This window comes from Isoptericola sp. NPDC057653 (assembly GCF_042799955.1).
Taxonomy (GTDB): Bacteria; Actinomycetota; Actinomycetes; order Actinomycetales; family Cellulomonadaceae; genus Isoptericola.
This window is the reverse complement of the sequence record NZ_JBHVHP010000002.1, coordinates 1,000,394-1,016,727: the sequence shown is the minus strand read 5'-3', so window position 1 is coordinate 1,016,727 and position 16,334 is coordinate 1,000,394. Positions and strand designations below refer to the sequence as shown.

At 73.6% G+C, this 16,334-nt stretch carries 10 protein-coding genes; 8 read left to right on the top strand and 2 right to left on the bottom strand.

From position 1 onward, the window contains the following. Positions 1-26: 26 nt before the first annotated feature. The 3 genes from ACFU9A_RS15850 to ACFU9A_RS15840 are packed head-to-tail and all read left to right on the top strand — an operon-like array spanning position 27 to position 3,927. A complete protein-coding gene (locus ACFU9A_RS15850; protein WP_430576240.1) occupies positions 27-1,274 on the top strand; it encodes an aspartate aminotransferase family protein in 1,248 nt (415 codons plus the stop codon). Between the two features lie 26 nt (positions 1,275-1,300). Beyond that, positions 1,301-2,551, top strand: coding sequence for an ectoine hydrolase (doeA, locus tag ACFU9A_RS15845; RefSeq protein ID WP_430576239.1), 1,251 nt, complete (start codon positions 1,301-1,303; stop codon positions 2,549-2,551). Next, entirely contained in the window at positions 2,545-3,927 is a 1,383-nt protein-coding gene (locus ACFU9A_RS15840; RefSeq protein ID WP_430576238.1) for an aldehyde dehydrogenase family protein, read from the top strand. Before doeA ends, ACFU9A_RS15840 begins: the two co-directional genes overlap by 7 nt. A gap of 33 nt (positions 3,928-3,960) precedes the next feature. Here ACFU9A_RS15840 and ACFU9A_RS15835 read toward each other — a convergent pair whose 3' ends face one another. Both ACFU9A_RS15835 and ACFU9A_RS15830 read right to left on the bottom strand, forming a co-directional pair. Continuing rightward, positions 3,961-5,826 (bottom strand): rhamnogalacturonan lyase, encoded by a 1,866-nt coding sequence (locus ACFU9A_RS15835; RefSeq protein ID WP_430576237.1) that lies wholly within the window; start codon positions 5,824-5,826, stop codon positions 3,961-3,963. A 106-nt stretch (positions 5,827-5,932) separates the two neighbouring features. Beyond that, positions 5,933-6,913, bottom strand: coding sequence for a LacI family DNA-binding transcriptional regulator (locus tag ACFU9A_RS15830; RefSeq protein ID WP_430576236.1), 981 nt, complete (start codon positions 6,911-6,913; stop codon positions 5,933-5,935). A 246-nt stretch (positions 6,914-7,159) separates the two neighbouring features. Here ACFU9A_RS15830 and ACFU9A_RS15825 point away from each other — a divergent pair, with 246 nt between their 5' ends. The 5 genes from ACFU9A_RS15825 (at position 7,160) to ACFU9A_RS15805 (ending at position 16,255) form a co-directional block, all read left to right on the top strand. Next, a complete protein-coding gene (locus tag ACFU9A_RS15825; RefSeq protein WP_430576235.1) occupies positions 7,160-8,470 on the top strand; it encodes an ABC transporter substrate-binding protein in 1,311 nt (436 codons plus the stop codon). Then, positions 8,467-9,429 carry a carbohydrate ABC transporter permease gene (locus tag ACFU9A_RS15820; RefSeq protein WP_430576234.1) on the top strand — a complete coding sequence of 321 codons (963 nt, stop codon included), beginning with the start codon at positions 8,467-8,469 and terminating at the stop codon, positions 9,427-9,429. The genes ACFU9A_RS15825 and ACFU9A_RS15820 overlap by 4 nt, the downstream gene beginning before the upstream one ends. Next, positions 9,426-10,307 (top strand): carbohydrate ABC transporter permease, encoded by an 882-nt coding sequence (locus tag ACFU9A_RS15815; RefSeq protein ID WP_430576233.1) that lies wholly within the window; start codon positions 9,426-9,428, stop codon positions 10,305-10,307. The genes ACFU9A_RS15820 and ACFU9A_RS15815 overlap by 4 nt, the downstream gene beginning before the upstream one ends. Continuing rightward, positions 10,304-12,157 carry a glycoside hydrolase family 35 protein gene (locus ACFU9A_RS15810; RefSeq protein ID WP_430576232.1) on the top strand — a complete coding sequence of 618 codons (1,854 nt, stop codon included), beginning with the start codon at positions 10,304-10,306 and terminating at the stop codon, positions 12,155-12,157. The genes ACFU9A_RS15815 and ACFU9A_RS15810 overlap by 4 nt, the downstream gene beginning before the upstream one ends. An 87-nt stretch (positions 12,158-12,244) precedes the next feature. Next, positions 12,245-16,255 carry an endo-alpha-N-acetylgalactosaminidase family protein gene (locus tag ACFU9A_RS15805; RefSeq protein ID WP_430576231.1) on the top strand — a complete coding sequence of 1,337 codons (4,011 nt, stop codon included), beginning with the start codon at positions 12,245-12,247 and terminating at the stop codon, positions 16,253-16,255. Positions 16,256-16,334: the final 79 nt, after the last annotated feature.

Sequence of the window (16,334 nt, the reverse complement as noted above, 5' to 3'; positions counted from 1 at the left end):
ACGCCGCGAGCAACTAGGTGTGGGAGATGGAGGTCTTCGAGAAGTGGGAATCCGAGATCCGCGGCTACAGCCGGACGTACCCCACGGTGTTCGCCTCGGCGTCGAACGCGCGCCAGGTGGACGAGGCCGGCCGTAGCTACGTCGACTTCTTCGCGGGGGCGGGCGTGCTCAACTTCGGGCACAACAACCCGCGGATGAAACGCGCCATGATCGCGTTCCTGGAGGCGGACGGCGTCGCGCACAGCCTCGACATGGCCACCACCACCAAGCGCGACTTCATCGAGGCGTTCGTCGGCACCGTGCTCGAGCCGCGCGGGATGACGGTGCGCCTGCAGTTCATGGGCCCCACCGGCAGCAACGCGGTGGAGGCGGCCCTCAAGCTCGCGCGGAAGGTGACCGGGCGTCGCGAGGTGGTCGCGTTCACGCACGGGTTCCACGGGATGACGCTGGGGTCGCTGGCGCTCACGGGGAACGAGTTCTTCCGGGCGGCGGCGGGGGTGCCGCTCGACAACGTGGTGCGGCTGCCGTTCGAGACCGCGCCGGGCGGCGGCCTGCGGTCGCTGGACGACTACCGGGCCCAGCTCGCCGACGTCTCCAGCGGCCTCGCCGCCCCGGCGGCGTTCGTCGTCGAGACGGTGCAGGCCGAGGGCGGGGTCAACGTGGCGAGCGTCGAGTGGCTCCGGGCCGTGCAGGAGCTCGCGCACGACGTCGGGGCGCTGTTCGTCATCGACGAGATCCAGGTGGGCTGCGGCCGCACGGGCAGCTACTTCAGCTTCGACGGGATGGGCCTGGACCCGGACATCGTCTGCCTGGCCAAGGGCATCGGCGGGTACGGCACGCCCCTGGCGATGAACCTCGTGCGGCCCGAGCACGACGCGCACTGGCTGCCGGGGGAGCACACCGGCACCTTCCGCGGGCAGGGGCTGTCGTTCGTGGCGGGGCGCGAGGCGCTCACCTACTTCGAGGACGACGCCCTCATGACCGAGGTCCGGGCGAAGGGCGAGCGGATGGCGGACGCGCTGCGGTCCCTCGCGCAGGACGCCGAGGGCCGCGGCTTCGCCGTCCGGGGGCGCGGCATGATCCAGGGCCTCGACCTGGGCGACGGCGCCCTGGCGAAGGCGGTCGTCGCGGACTGCTTCGACCACGGCCTGCTCGTCGGCGCGTGCGGCAGCGGCGGCCGCGTGCTCAAGCTCATCCCGCCGCTGACGATCCCCGACGACGACCTCGCGGAGGGGCTGGAGATCCTCGGCGCGGCGGTGCGCAGCGCCACCTGACACCACCCGACTGGCAGGAGGCCGGTATGCGGCAGCGCGACGACATGACGTTCCCGTTCGAGGAGTACGAGCGCCGCCTCGGCGACCTGCGCCGCCGCATGGCGGACCGCATGCTCGACGCGGTGGTCATCACCGACCCCGAGAACCTCATGTACCTCACCGACTACCAGACCACGGGGTACTCGTTCTTCCAGGCCCTGGTCGTGCCGCTCGAGGACGAGCCGTTCATGATCACGCGCAGCATGGAGGAGTCCAACGTGCACGCCCGTACGTGGGTGGACCTCACCCGGCCGTACCCGGACACGGGCGACGCGATCCAGAGCCTGGTGCAGTCGCTGCGCGAGTTCGGCCTGCACACCGGCGACGTGGGCTACGAGCGCAACAGCTACTACTTCCCGGCCTACCACCAGGACTACGTGCACTCGGCGTTCACGGAGGGTCGCCTGCTCGACTGCTTCGGCATCGTCGAGGAGGGGCGCATCGTCAAGTCGCCGGCCGAGATCGACGTGATGCGCCGGGCCGCCCGGGCCACCGAGGTCGGGATGGCGGCGGGCCTCGCGGCGTGCGCGGCGGGCGTGACGGAGAACGACGTCGCCGCGGAGATCAGCGCCGCCATGTTCCGCTCGGGCGGGGAGTTCCCGGCCGTGATGCCGTACGTCGCGTCGGGGCCGCGGAGCATGATCGGCCACGCGACGTGGGAGGGGCGCACGGTGCGCCCCGGCGAGCACGTGTTCCTCGAGGTGGGGGGCTGCTTCCGCCGCTACCACACCGCGATGATGCGCACGGTGGTGCTCGACGACCTCTCGCGGAGCCTGCTCGTGGCGCAGGAGCGGATGAAGCTGGCGCTCGCGGAGGTGGAGGCCGCCATCCGGCCCGGGCTCACGGTGTCCGACGCCGACAACATCGTGCGCAACATCATCTCCGACAACGGCGTCGGGGCCCGGCTGGTGACCCGCTCGGGGTACTCGATCGGCATCGCCTTCCCGCCCAGCTGGGACGAGGGGTACATCGTGAGCCTCAACCAGGGCGACCCGCGCGTGCTGCGCGAGGGGATGACGTTCCACATCATCCCGTGGATGTGGGGCGTCGACGGCGACAAGACCGTCGGCATCTCCGACACGGTGCACGTCACGGCCGACGGGTGCGAGTCGTTCTTCACCCTCGACCAGGACTTCACCTGCAAGCCCGAGCACGCCGCCGCGCGGGTCGACGGCGAGCCCCTCGCGCTCGTACCGGACGCCGCGGAGGCCGCGGAGAAGGAGGAGGACGCATGCTGACCGCGACCGACCCGAGCACGGGGCAGGTGGTCCGCGAGGTGCCGGCCGCGACGCCGGGGGAGGTGGACGCCGCCCTCGCCGCCGCCGAGGCCGCGCGCGCGGCCTGGCGCGGGCGGGGCCTGGACGGCCGGGCCGCGGTGCTGCGCGCGGTCGCCGCCGACCTGCGCGCCCGCGCCGACGAGCTGGCCCCGCTGATGACGCAGGAGATGGGCAAGCCGGCCACGGAGGCGCTCGGCGAGGTGGAGAAGGCGGCCTGGTGCGCCGAGCACTACGCCGAGCACGCCGCGGCCTACCTCGCGCCGCAGGACATCGCGTCGGACGCCACGCACAGCTACGTGCAGCACCTGCCGCTCGGCACGGTGCTGGGGATCCTGCCCTGGAACGCCCCGTTCTGGCTCGCCCTGCGGTTCGCCGCGCCCGCGCTCATGGCGGGCAACACGGGGGTGCTCAAGCACGACCCGCACGTGCCCGGCTGCGCGGCGGCGATCGGCGACGTCTTCGCGCGGGCGCTGGCCGAGTCCGGCGCGCCCGACGGCGTCTTCGCGAACCTGCCGCTGGAGACCTCCGACGTCGCCGCCGTGATCCGCGACCCGCGCGTGCAGGCCGTGTCGTTCACCGGGTCGTCGCGCGGCGGCGCCGCCGTGGCGAGCGTGGCCGCGGCCGAGATCAAGCCCGCGGTGCTGGAGCTCGGCGGGTCCGACCCGTGCGTCGTGCTGGCCGACGCCGACCTCGACGCGGCCGCCGACACGATCGCGCTGTCCCGGGTCATCAACGCGGGGCAGTCCTGCATCGCCGCCAAGCGGGTGATCGTCGAGGAGCCGGTGCACGACGCCCTCGTGCGGCGCCTGCGCGACCGCCTCGCCGCGCTGCGCGTGGGCGACCCCCGCGACCCGGCCACGCAGGTGGGGCCGATCGCGCGCGAGGACCTGCGCGCCACCCTGCACCGGCAGGTCACCGAGACGGTGGCGGCGGGCGCCCGGCTGCTGCTCGGCGGCGAGCTGCCCGACGGCCCGGGCTGGTTCTACCCGCCCACGCTGCTCGACGACGTGACCCCGGACATGACCGCGGCCTGCGAGGAGACCTTCGGCCCGGTCGCCGCGGTGGTCCGGGCCGACGACGCGGACGCGGCGCTCGCGGCCGCCAACGCCACCGAGTACGGCCTCGCGGCGAGCGTGTGGAGCACCCCGGAGCGCGGCGAGCAGCTGGCCCGCGGGATCGCCGCCGGGCAGGTCGCGGTGAACGGCATCGTCAAGACCGACCCGCGCCTGCCCAGCGGCGGCGTGAAGCGCTCCGGCTACGGGCGGGAGCTGGGCCCGCACGGCATCAGGGAGTTCGTCAACGTGCAGCAGGTGTGGGTCGGCCCGCGCCGGGGCTGACGCCCGACGCGGGCCGGCCGTCGTCCGCCGTGGTCAGCGCACCGTCGCGAAGCTCGGGTGCGGCGGCTGGTTGTAGGCGGTGTTCTGCCACGCCACGGCCAGCCGGTACTGGCGGTCGGCCATGAGGGTGGGGTGCGCGATGGTGGTCGGGATGTCCGTGGTGTAGATCCGCAGCGCGCTGGAGTCGGTGGTGCGCCAGACGACCTCCTCGCGCCAGTCGCCGAGGATGTCGGCCTGGAGCGCGGGCGTCGCCTTCGTGCCGTTGTTGGAGGCGACGCCGGAGCCCGTGAGCAGGCGGGTGTCGCCGCTCGTGCCGTACTTGTCGATGTGCGTGTCGTCCAGCAGCTCGCGCTGGCCGTCGCCGTCCCACCAGACGACGAAGTTGGTGGATCCCGGCTTGCGGCCCACCTCGGAGCCGTCGGTCGCGCTGCGCAGGCCGGACACCTGGGAGGACCACACCTCGGCGCCGGGGTTGTCGGCCGTGATGTCCGCGGCCACGCCGCGCCCGTTGTCGGCCCCCGCGGCCGGTGCGCTGGACAGGATCCGCCCGGTCGCGGCGTCCGCCACCCAGTGCGCCGGGTCGGTGCCGGACTCGGACGGCTTGAAGACCTCCAGGCCCGGGTTCGAGGGGACGAGGTCGCTCACGTGGTACGCGTCGCCGTGGTGCGTGCCGTTCTGCCACAGGCCGCTGCCGTCGTCGTCGATCGCCATCGAGCCGTAGAGGATCTCGTCGCGGCCGTCGGCGTCGACGTCCGCGATCGACAGCTGGTGGTTGCCGCGTCCGGTCCAGTCGGGACCGTTGGTGGACGAGCCCGAGTCGAACGTCCAGCGCCGCGTGAGGGCGCCGTCGCGGAAGTCCCAGGCGGCGACGGCGGTCTTGGCGTAGTACCCGCGGCCCATGACGATGCTGGGCCACGCGCCGTCGAGGTAGGCGGTGCCGGCGAGGAAGCGGTCCACCCGGTTGCCGTAGGTGTCGCCCCAGTCGCCGACCGCGCCGCGCGCCGGGCGGAAGTCCACCGTGTCGAGCTCGGCGCCGTCGGTGCCGCGGAAGACCGACAGGAACTCCGGCCCGCTGAGCACGTACCCGCTGGAGTTCCGGTGGTCCGCGGCGGCGTCGCCGATCACCTGGCCCGTGCCGGACACGGTGCCGTCGCCGGTCTTCACGGCGACCTCGGCCCGGCCGTCGCCGTCGTAGTCGTAGACCTGGAACTGCGTGTAGTGCGCGCCGGCCCGGACGTTCCGGCCGAGGTCGATGCGCCACAGGCGCGTGCCGTCCAGCTCGTACCCGTCGAGGTAGACGTTGCCCGTGACGCCCGACTGTGAGTTGTCCTTGGCGTCGCTGGGGTCCCACTTCAGGACGATCTCGTACTCGCCGTCGCCGTCCAGGTCGCCGACGGAGGCGTCGTTCGCGGAGTAGGTGTACCCGTCGCCGGCGGGCGGGACGTCGAGGGGGACGTCGAGCGAGCTCGCCTGCGCGCCCGCGACGGGCTGCAGGGTCAGGGACGTGCCCGCGACCGGGCCCTGCGCGGCGGCGCGGGCGGCGCCGTCGCCCACCCGGACGACGGCGTAGCGCGCGTCCGGGGGAGCGCCCTCGTCCAGGAACGTGGTGGCGCCGGTGGCGGGCGGGCCCGGGACGCGGACGCCGTCGCGGTAGACGTGGAACGCGGCGGCGTCACCGTCGGCCGCGAGCAGGCGCCAGCTCACGCGGTTGCCGCCGTCGGTCGGCGTGCTGACGACGGCCCGGCCGCCGGGGACGGCGTCGTCCTGGGCGGTGGCGGTGGCCGCGGCGGCGGGGGCGGGGGCCTCGCCGCCCGCGGCGAGCGCGGGGCAGGCGAGGGCGAGCGCGCAGAGCGCGCCTACCGAGGCGGTGACGGTGGTCGTGCGGAGTGCCGGCAGCATCGTTGCTCCGATCCGGTTGAGACGATTCACATCGGTCGTCGCCGAGACTGCCAGCAACCGGTTGCCCGCCGCATCCCTGATCCCACGACGTGGGACGACGCGGGTGTCAGCGCGCGGGCGCGGTGGAGGAGCGCACGACCAGCTCCGGGTGCACGACCTCGGGCTCGTGCACCGTGTCCGGGTCGGCGAGCAGCGCGAGGAGGTGCTCCACGGCCCGCCCGCCGACGTCGTGGAACGGCTGCCGCACCGTGGTCAGCGGCGGCGAGGCGTACGCCGCGAGGGCGATGTCGTCCATCCCGACGACCGACACGTCCTCGGGCACCCGCCGCCCCAGCTCGACGAGCGCGCGGACGGCGCCGAAGGCCATCTCGTCGCTGGCGACGAAGAGGGCGGTGACCTCGGGCATGCGCCCCACGAGCTCGCCGTTGCGGTGGCCGGACTCGGGCGACCAGTCGCCGTGCAGCACCGGCGGCACGGTGCGCCCCGCGTCCTCGAGCGCCTGGCGCCAGCCCGCCGTGCGCCCGATCGCGTCGTTCCAGGACTCGGGGCCGGCGATGTGCCAGACGGTCTGGTGGCCGAGGCCCAGCAGGTGCTCGGTCGCCAGCCGGCCCGCCTCGACCTGGTCCACCGCGACGACCTCCGTGGCCGACGAGCGCATGCCGTCCAGGACGACCGTGGGCAGGCCGCGGGTGAGGTCGCCGAGGGACGCGTCCTCGCGCACGGGCACGGCCATGAGGAGGCCGTCGACCCCCTGGTCGAGCAGCCGCGAGACGGCGTGCGCCACCGCCGGGGTGGACAGGGACGGCGTGGTCGCCGTGGAGACGAAGTAGCCCTCCGCGCGGGCGGCGGTCTGGGCGCCGAGCAGGATCGCCGACGTCGAGTAGTGGTCGGTCTCGTGCGTCACGACGCCCAGCGTGCGGCTGCGGCCGGTCACGAGCGCCCGGGCGAGGCGGTTGCGGCGGTACCCGGTCTCCTCGACGGCGGCCATCACCTTCGCGCGCGTGGCGGCGTTGACGTGCGGGTGGTCGGACAGGACGCGGGAGACGGTCTGCGCCGAGACGCCGGCGATGCGCGCCACGTCGTTCATCGATGACGCCCGTGCCACGGCTCACCCCGGTCCCTCGTCGTGCGGCCCGTCCCGGCCCGCTGCGGGCTCGATGCTACCGCCCGTCGTGGTGACCATAACAAGCGGGTCGTGGTTCGGGAGGGAAGTGGCCATATACGGGGCCTTGGCGACCGGTTGTTATGGATATCAGAACCGGCTATGGTGCTCGCATTCCTCGTGCGGCATCGGTGCCGCTCCTCGGTACACAGTGGTCAGAAGGAGTCAGAGATGAAGCGTTCGACGGCGAACGGGTCGGCGCGTGCGACAGGCGCGGCGTGCGTGGCCGCGGTGGCGGCGGTCAGCCTCGCGGCGTGCGCCGGCGGCGACACGGCGGGCGGTGCCGACGGCACGCCCACGACGATCGAGGTCTGGACCTGGGCGCAGGGCTACGACAAGGCCGCCGAGGCGTTCAACGCCGCGCACGACGACGTCCAGGTGAAGTTCACCGAGATCGAGCCGGGCAACAAGGGCGGCTACGACAAGATCCGCAACGCGGTGAAGGCCGGCGACGCCCCCTGCCTGGCGCAGGTCGGCTACGAGACCATGCCGAGCTTCGTCTCCGAGGGCAACCTGCTCGAGGTGACGGACATCGCCTCGAAGGACGCGGACGCCTACACCCCGGCCGGCTGGTCCGGCGTCACGGTCGGTGACCGCGTCTACGGCGCCCCGCAGGACCAGGGTCCGATGGTGCTCTTCTACAACAAGGACGTCTTCGCCGAGCACGGCGTCGACGTGCCCACCACGTGGGCCGAGTACCGGGCCGCGGGCGAGAAGCTCAAGAAGGCCGGCGTCGCGCTCACCGGGACGTACGAGGACTTCGACTACACCGGCTTCTCCTGGCAGGCGGGGGCGCCCTGGTACACGGTGGACGGCGGCACGTGGTCGATCACCAACGACTCGCCCGAGAACCAGGAGGTCGCGGACTACTGGCAGGGCCTGGTCGACGACGGTCTCGTCGGCGCCGGCATCTGGAGCGACGCGTGGGCGTCCGGCCTCTCCGACGGCAGCATCGCGACGATCGCCGGGGCCGCCTGGTTCAAGGGCATCCTCAAGGACTCGGCCGCTGCGGCCTCCGGCTCGTGGGCCGTGGCCCCGCTGCCCACGTGGGAGAAGGGCGACACCGCCACCGGCAACGTCGGCGGCAGCGCCACGGCCGTCCTCGCCGGCTGCGAGGACCCCGAGGCCGCGTGGGAGGTCGCGCACTTCATGTCCACCGACCCGACGGCGGTCGACGCGGTCATCGAGGCGGCCGGCACGCTGCCCGCCTCGGTCGAGGGCCTGAAGTCCGACCTGCTCACCCAGGGCGACGAATACTTCGGCGGCCAGGTCGTGGACGAGGTGTTCGTCGACGCGGCCGCGGACGTGGCCGAGGGCTGGCAGTGGGGCCCCGGCGTGTCCACGCTCATGGGGACGTTCGCCGCGGACATGAAGAAGGCCTACGCCGGCCAGGGCGACGCCACCGTCGCCGGCGCGCTGGCGAGCTCGAAGGCCGCCACGATCGACGAGCTCTCCCAGCAGGGCATCACGGTCGGCAAGTGACCGTGACCGCCACGATCTCCACGGAGCACCGCCCCGGGCGCGCCGCCGCGCCCGGGCCGGTGCCCCCGCGGGCGCGCCGCCCGCGCTCCCGCACGTCCCGCGTGGCGCTGCGGTTCGTCGCGCCGTTCGTCGTCCTGTTCGCGGCGGTCTACGTCGCGCCCATCTGCTACGCCGTCTACCAGAGCCTGTTCCGCATCGAGCGGGACGCGCTCGGCCTGACGCCGCCCACCGAGGTCTTCGACCCGTGGTTCAACTACGCCGCCGCCCTGCACGACGCCGGGTTCGTCGCGTCGCTCGGCCGCGTGCTCCTGTTCGGCGTCGTGCAGGTGCCCGTGATGCTCGGCTTCGCGCTCGGCCTGGCGCTGCTGATCGACTCCGCCTCCGCGCGGGGCAAGGGGTTCTTCCGGCTGGCGAGCTTCGCGCCCTACGCGGTGCCGACCGTCGTGTCGGCGCTCATGTGGTCGTTCCTCTACTCGCCGACGGGCAGCCCCATCAACCAGCTGCTCGCCCCCACCGGCGTCACCGTGGACTTCCTCGGTACCGAGCTGACCCTGTGGTCCGTCGCCAACGTCGTCACCTGGGGCTGGACCGGCTACAACATGATCATCATCTACGCCGCGCTGCAGGGGATCCCGGGCGAGGTGCTCGAGGCCGCCAAGCTCGACGGCGCCTCCCCGTGGCGCATCGCCTGGCACGTCAAGGTGCCGCTGGTGCGGCCCGCCCTGCTGCTCACCGCGGTGTTCTCGATCATCGGGTCCGCCCAGCTCTACAACGAGCCGTTCGTGCTGTCGTCGAGCACCGGCACCATCGGCCCCAAGTTCACGCCGCTGATGGCCGCCCAGTCGTCGATCACCGCCGCGAACTACCCGTACGCCGCGGCGCAGTCGGTCATCCTCGCCGTGGGCGTGGCCGTGCTGTCCGTCCTCTTCTTCCGCCTCACCTCCCGGAGGTCCTCGTGAGCGCCCCGCGCACGGCCGTGCGGCCCCGCCGCGACTCCGTCGAGACGACGCTGCGCAGCCGGGTGCTCGTCACCGGGGTGCTGGTGCTGACCAGCGCCTACTTCCTCTTCCCGCTGTGGTGGCTGCTCGTCGCGGCCACCAAGGACGCGGGCTACACGTTCGCGGGCAACCCGCTGTGGTTCAGCCACTTCGACCTGTTCGGCAACATCGCCGACCTGTTCGCCTACAAGAACGGCATCTTCGCGGCCTGGATGGGCAACGCCGCGCTCTACTCGATCGTGGGCGCCGGGATCGGGACCCTCGTGGCGGCGGCCACCGGGTACGCGGTCGCGAAGTTCGAGTTCCCCGGGCGCGGCGTCCTGTTCGCCGTCGTGCTGGGGGCGGTGCTGGTGCCGAAGGTGCTCTTCACGCTGCCGCTGTTCCTGATGTTCTCCCAGGTGGGGATCGTCAACACCTACCTCGCGGTGCTGCTGCCCAGCATCGTGAGCCCGTTCGGCGTCTACCTCGCGCGGGTCTTCGCCGCGCAGTCGGTGCCCGACGAGGTGGTGGAGGCCGCGCGCCTCGACGGCGCCGCCGAGGGCAAGATCTTCTTCGGGGTGAGCCTGCGCATGATGTCGCCCGCTCTCGTGACGATCTTCCTCTTCCAGTTCGTCGAGATCTGGAACAACTTCCTGCTGCCCTCGCAGGTGCTGATCGACGAGAACCTCAAGCCCGTCACGGTGGGGCTGGTCACGTGGAACGCCCTCGTGCAGTCCGGCCAGATCGAGCGGCACATGGTGATCATCGGCGCGTTCGTGGCCGTCGTGCCCCTGATCGTCGCCTTCCTGTCCCTGCAGCGGTTCTGGCGCTCGGGGCTGGCCACGGGGGCGCTCAAGTGACCGCCGGGCCCGCCCTGACCACCGACGGCGCGATGCTGCTGAGGCACGGCGCGCCGCACCGGATGCTGTCGGGCTCCGTGCACTACTTCCGGGTGCACCCGGACCTGTGGCGCGACCGCCTGACACGCGTGCGCGCGATGGGGCTCAACACCGTCGACACGTACGTGCCGTGGAACTGGCACGAGCCCGAGCCCGGCAGGTTCGACTTCGCCGGCGACCGCGACGTCGAGCGGTTCCTGCGCCTCGTGGGCGAGCTCGGCATGGACGCCGTCGTACGCCCCGGGCCGTACATCTGCGCCGAGTGGTCCAACGGAGGCCTGCCCGCCTGGCTCACCGGCACGCCCGGCATCGCGCTGCGCACGATCGACCCCCGCTTCACGGACGCCGTCGACCGGTGGTTCGAGGAGCTGTTGCCGCGGGTCGCCGCGCTGCAGGCCGGCCGCGGCGGACCCGTGGTCGCCGTGCAGGTGGAGAACGAGTACGGCAGCTTCGGCGACGACCACGCGTACGTGTCCTGGGTGCGCGACGCGCTCGCGCGGCGGGGGATCGACGAGCTCGTCTTCACGGCCGACGGCCCCACCCACCTCATGCAGGACGGCGGGTCCCTGCCCGGCGTGCTCGCCGCGGCCACCCTCGGCTCCCGGCCGGGGGAGGCGCGCGACCTCCTCGCCGGCCGCCGCGCGGACCCCGAGCCCTTCCTCGTCGCGGAGATGTGGAACGGCTGGTTCGACCACTGGGGCGAGGAGCACCACACGCGCGACCCGCACGACGCGGCGCGCACGGTCGGCGAGATCCTCGACCTGGGCGGCTCGGTGAGCCTCTACATGGCGCACGGCGGCTCGAACCCGGGCCTGTGGGCCGGCGCGAACCACGACGGCACCGTGCTGCAGCCCACCGTCACCAGCTACGACTCGGACGCGCCGGTGGCCGAGGACGGCGCCGTGACGGCGAAGTTCTTCGCGATGCGGGACGTCGTCGCGCCGTACCGCTCGCCCCACGTGCCGCGGGACGACGACGCGGTGGCCCTCGCGCAGCCGGCGCGCCTGACCGCGCGCACCCTCCCGGCCCCGGCCCTGCGGCCGGCGTCGCGGGCCCTCGACGCGCTGGCCGGCCCGGGCGACCGCTCGCCGCGCCCGCGCACCTTCGAGCAGCTCGGCCTGGACGCGGGCCTGGTGGCCTACCGCGCCCGGACCCGGCTGCCCGCGGGGGAGTCGAGGGTCTCCGTGCTCGGCCTGCACGACCGGGCGACGGTGCTCGTCGACGGCGCGCCCGTGGGCGTGCTGGAGCGTGCGACCGCCACGGACGGCGTCGTCGTCGCCGGCACGGGCGCGGAGGTGACCCTCGAGCTGCTGGTCGAGAACCTCGGGCGGGTCAACTACGGCCCGCGCCTCGGCGAGCCCAAGGGCATCGTCGGCGACGTCCTGGTCGACCGGCGGATCGTGCACGGCTGGTCGTCGCGGCCGGTCCCGCTCGCCGACGCCCGCCCGGACGCGCTCTGGGCGGCCGCTCCCGCGGCCGATGACGCCGAACCCGCCGCCGGCACCGAGGACACGACGCTCGGGCAGGACGGGCGCCCGGTGCTCGCGCGCACCGTCCTGGAGGTCGACGAGCCCGCCGACACCTTCCTCGCGCTGCCCGGCTGGGCCAAGGGGTTCGTCTGGGTGAACGACGTCCTCCTCGGTCGCTACTGGGAGGTCGGCCCGCAGCGCACCCTCTACGTCCCCGCGCCGCTGCTGCGCCACGGGGAGAACACGGTGACGGTGCTCGAGCAGCACCGCGCCGGCACGGCCCTCGAGCTGCTCCCCGGCCCCGACCTGGGCGCCGCGCAGGAGTACGTCGAGGAGTTCTGACCAGCAAGTTCTGACCAGCAAGTTCTGACCAGCACGGACCGCCTTGGCGGGTCGAGGACGACCCGCTCGAACGAAGGAGAGATCCGCATGGCACGACGCTCCCTCCCACGCCCCGTCCCACCCCGCGCCCTCCCACCCCGCGCGGCGCGCGGCGCCGTCGCGGTGGCCGCGGCGCTCGCCACCGGCTGCGCCGGGCTCGTGGCGGTCCCCGCGGCCGTCGCGACGACCACGGCGACGACCACCGCGACGGCCGCCGCCACCGCGGCGACCGACGGCACCACGCTGCGCTCCGGCGCGCTCGACGTGCGGGTCGCCGACGACTTCCCCCGGGTGCTGCGCTACACCGACCGGTCGAGCGGCGCGACGATGCTCGGCAGCACCCGCCCGGTCACCTCGGTGACCATCGACGGCACCGCGCACGACGTGACGGTCGCCCGGACGGGAGGGACCGCCTCGTCCGCCACCTACCGGCTGACGTTCGCGGACCTGCCCGGCGTCCGGATCGACGCCGCGCTGAGCGTCGAGGGCCGCCAGGTGCGCTTCGCGGTGACGAAGATCGTCGACACGGCCGAGCACCGCGTCGGCACGCTCGAGATCCCGGGGCACGACCTGCTCTCGGTCTCGTCGGCCGACACCGACCCGCGCGTCGCCACGGCGGTCATCTCGCCCGACCGCACCGCGAAGGGCGACACCTTCGCGTCGGTCACCCCGGGCACCGCCACCAACCCGTCGCCCGTCGGGTCCGCCTACGCGATCGTCAGCGCCAACGGCCTGGCGGCGTCCGTGGTCACGAACAGCGTGTACGACGAGGCGGCGGGCAAGGCCGCGCAGGAGCGCAACCGGCTGCAGCGGCAGGCGCGCGCCGACGGCGACGACGTCCGCGTCGGCGTCTGGAGCGGGGCCTGGACCTACCGGGCCAAGGGCTCGTCCGTCACGGAGGAGCTGCCGCACGCCACCGTCGTGCTCACCCCCGACGCCAACGACGACGGCGTCGTCGACTGGCAGGACGGCGCGATCGCCTACCGCGACGCCGCCCCGAAGGCGAAGGGTGCCGACCAGGTGCCCGACCGGGTCGTCACGCACATCCCGTTCAACTTCGCGTCGCAGGCCACCCACCCGTTCCTGCGGACGCTCGACGACGTCAAGCACATCTCCCTGGCCACGGACGGCCTCGGCCAGATGGCGCTGCTCAAGGGCTACGGGTCGGAGGGCCACGACTCGGCGCACCCCGACTACGGCGGCAACTACAACGAGCGCGCCGGCGGCCTGACGGACATGCGCAGGTTGCTGCGGTCCGGCGGCGACTGGAACGCCGACTTCGGGGTGCACATCAACGCCACCGAGTCGTACGCGGAGGCGAACGCGTTCTCCGAGGACCTCGTCGACCCGGGCGCCGAGGGCTGGAACTGGCTCGGCCAGTCGTACTACATCGACCAGCGCCGCGACATCACCAGCGGCGACCTGGCGTCGCGCATCGGCCAGCTCGCCGACGAGACCGGCGGCGACCTCGACCTGCTCTACGTGGACGTCTACTACAACTACGGGTGGCAGGCGCGCGCCCTGGCGGACGCCGCGAGGGCGAACGACTTCGAGCTCGCCTCGGAGTGGTCGGACAAGTTCGAGGCCGACTCGCTGTGGAGCCACTGGTCCGCGGACGAGAACTACGGCGGCGCCTCCAACAAGGGCCTGAACTCGCAGATCGTGCGCTTCATCCGCAACGGCGAGAAGGACACCTGGAACCCGCACCCCCTGCTGGGCAACGCCCGCATCGTCGAGTGGGAGGGCTGGACCGGGCAGGTCGACTGGAACGCCTTCACGAAGAACATCTGGTCGAACAACGTGACCACGAAGTTCCTCCAGCACCACGAGATCGAGCGCTGGACCGACGAGGAGATCGACTTCGCCGACGGGGTCTCGGCACGCGGCACCAGCGCGGCCGACCGGGAGATCCGGGTCGGGGACGCCGTCGTCGCGCGCGGCGACACGTACCTGCTGCCGTGGAGCGCGGCCGACGCGCCCGGCGCCAAGGGCAAGGTGGCCAAGGGCGACAAGCTCTACCACTACAACCCCGCCGGCGGCTCCACCACGTGGGACCTGCCCGGCACCCTCGCCGACGCGTCGTCCCTCACCGTCTACCGGCTCACCGACACCGGCCGCGCGAAGGTCGGCGTCGTGAAGGTGCGCGACGGCCAGGTCACGGTCGACGCCGAGGCCGGGCAGCCGTACGTGCTCTACCCCGACGTGCCGGGCAACGGCTTCACCACCCCGACCGCGGGGAAGGTGGCGTGGGGCGAGGGCTCGCCCGTCGTGAACCCCGGCTTCGACGCCGCCGACCTGGCCGCCTACCGCACGTCGGGCGCCGTGACCCGCGAGCGGCTGAGCAACGGCCAGCACGTGGCGCAGCTCGGCGCGGGCAAGGCCTCGCTGGCGCAGCGCACCGCCGAGCTGCGGCCCGGCACCTACGCCGCCAGCGCGTGGGTGGAGGTGCAGCCGGGCGCGTCCCGGCCGACGACGCTCGAGGTCACCGGCCCCGGCCGGTCGGTCGAGGGCGCGTCGGTGACCGTCGACCGGTCGACCGCCCGCAACGAGGTCGCCGCCGACGACAAGCACAGCCGGTACTACCAGCGCGTGCAGGTCGTGTTCGACGTCAAGGAGGCCACCCGGCCCACCCTCACCGTCCGCGCGGGCGCGGGCGACGCCGTGGTGCGGCTCGACGACCTGCGGGTCGTCGCGACGGACCGGACGACGGCGCCGGCCGACCTGCGCACGGACGGCGCGGACGTCGTCGCGTTCGACGACTTCGAGTCCGTGCCCCAGGGCTGGGGCCCGTTCGTCAAGGGTGACGCCGGCGGCGTCACCGACCCGCGCACCCATCTCGCGTCGAAGCACGCGCCGTACACGCAGGCCGGCTGGAACGGCAAGCTCGTGGACGACGTCCTCGGCGACGCCTGGTCGCTCAAGGCGCACGAGGAGAACCAGGGCCTCGTGTACCGCACCACCCCCGCGACGGTCGACCTCGAGCCGGGGCACCGCTACCGCGTGAGCTTCGACTACCAGTCCGGGCGCGGCGGGTACTACCAGTGGGTCACCGGGTACGACTCCGTGGCCTCCGGGAAGCCCGTGTCGGTGGAGACGGGCGCGACGGCGATCGGCGAGCAGCGCAGCACGAAGCGGTTCAGCCAGGAGGTCGTGGGCTCCGCCTGCGGCGACACCTGGGTGGGGCTGCGCAAGGCCGTCGGCGGCGGCGACCAGGCCGACCTGGTCCTCGACGACTTCCTGGTCGAGGACCTCGGCGCGGCCGACGAGGTCCCGGCGTGCGCGTCGCTCGAGGTGGACTCGGAGCGGTCCGCCCTGGAGCCCGACGTGGCGAACACCGTGACCACCACGCTCAGCGTCTTCGAGCCGACCGACGTCGCCGACGTCGAGGTCGCCCTCGACGTGCCCGACGGCTGGGACGTCGAGGCGACCGACGCCACCTCGGCGGGGACGCTGCCGAGCGGCGGCGAGCTCGTCACCACCTGGAAGGTCACGCCGCGGGGCGACGTCACCACCGACGCCTACCCGCTGACCGCCACCGCGACGTACACGACCACGGCCGACCCGGTCGGGCCGCGGACCGTCGAGGCGAGCAGCGACGTGCACGTCGTCGTGCCGCCGGCCGCGGGCGACCACTGGGCCAGCGACCTGCCGTTCGTCTCCGAGTCGAACGGGTGGGGGCCGGTCGAGCGCGACCTGTCGAACGGCGAGCAGGGGTCGGGCGACGGGTCGCCCCTCACCCTGCGGGGGACGGTGTACCCCAAGGGCATCGGCGCGCACGCGCCGTCGACGGTCCGGCTGTTCCTCGGCGAGCGGTGCGAGTCGTTCACCGCGACCGTCGGGGTGGACGACGTCCAGACCCGTGGGTCGGTCGCCTTCCAGGTGCTCGGCGACGGCGCGTCGCTGGCCACCACGCCCGTGCTGCGCGGCCGGGGGGAGACCGTCGACCTGGCGGTCGACGTCACCGGCGTGCGCTACCTCGACCTCGTCGTGACCGACGGCGGGGACGGCAACGGCAACGACCACGCCGACTGGGCGGGCGCGAAGCTCGGCTGCGGCTGACGCTCGCGGGCCGCTCACGGGCGGGGTCCGGCGCTCCCACGAGGGGCGCCGGGCCCCGCCCGCCGTCGTCCGGTCGGGG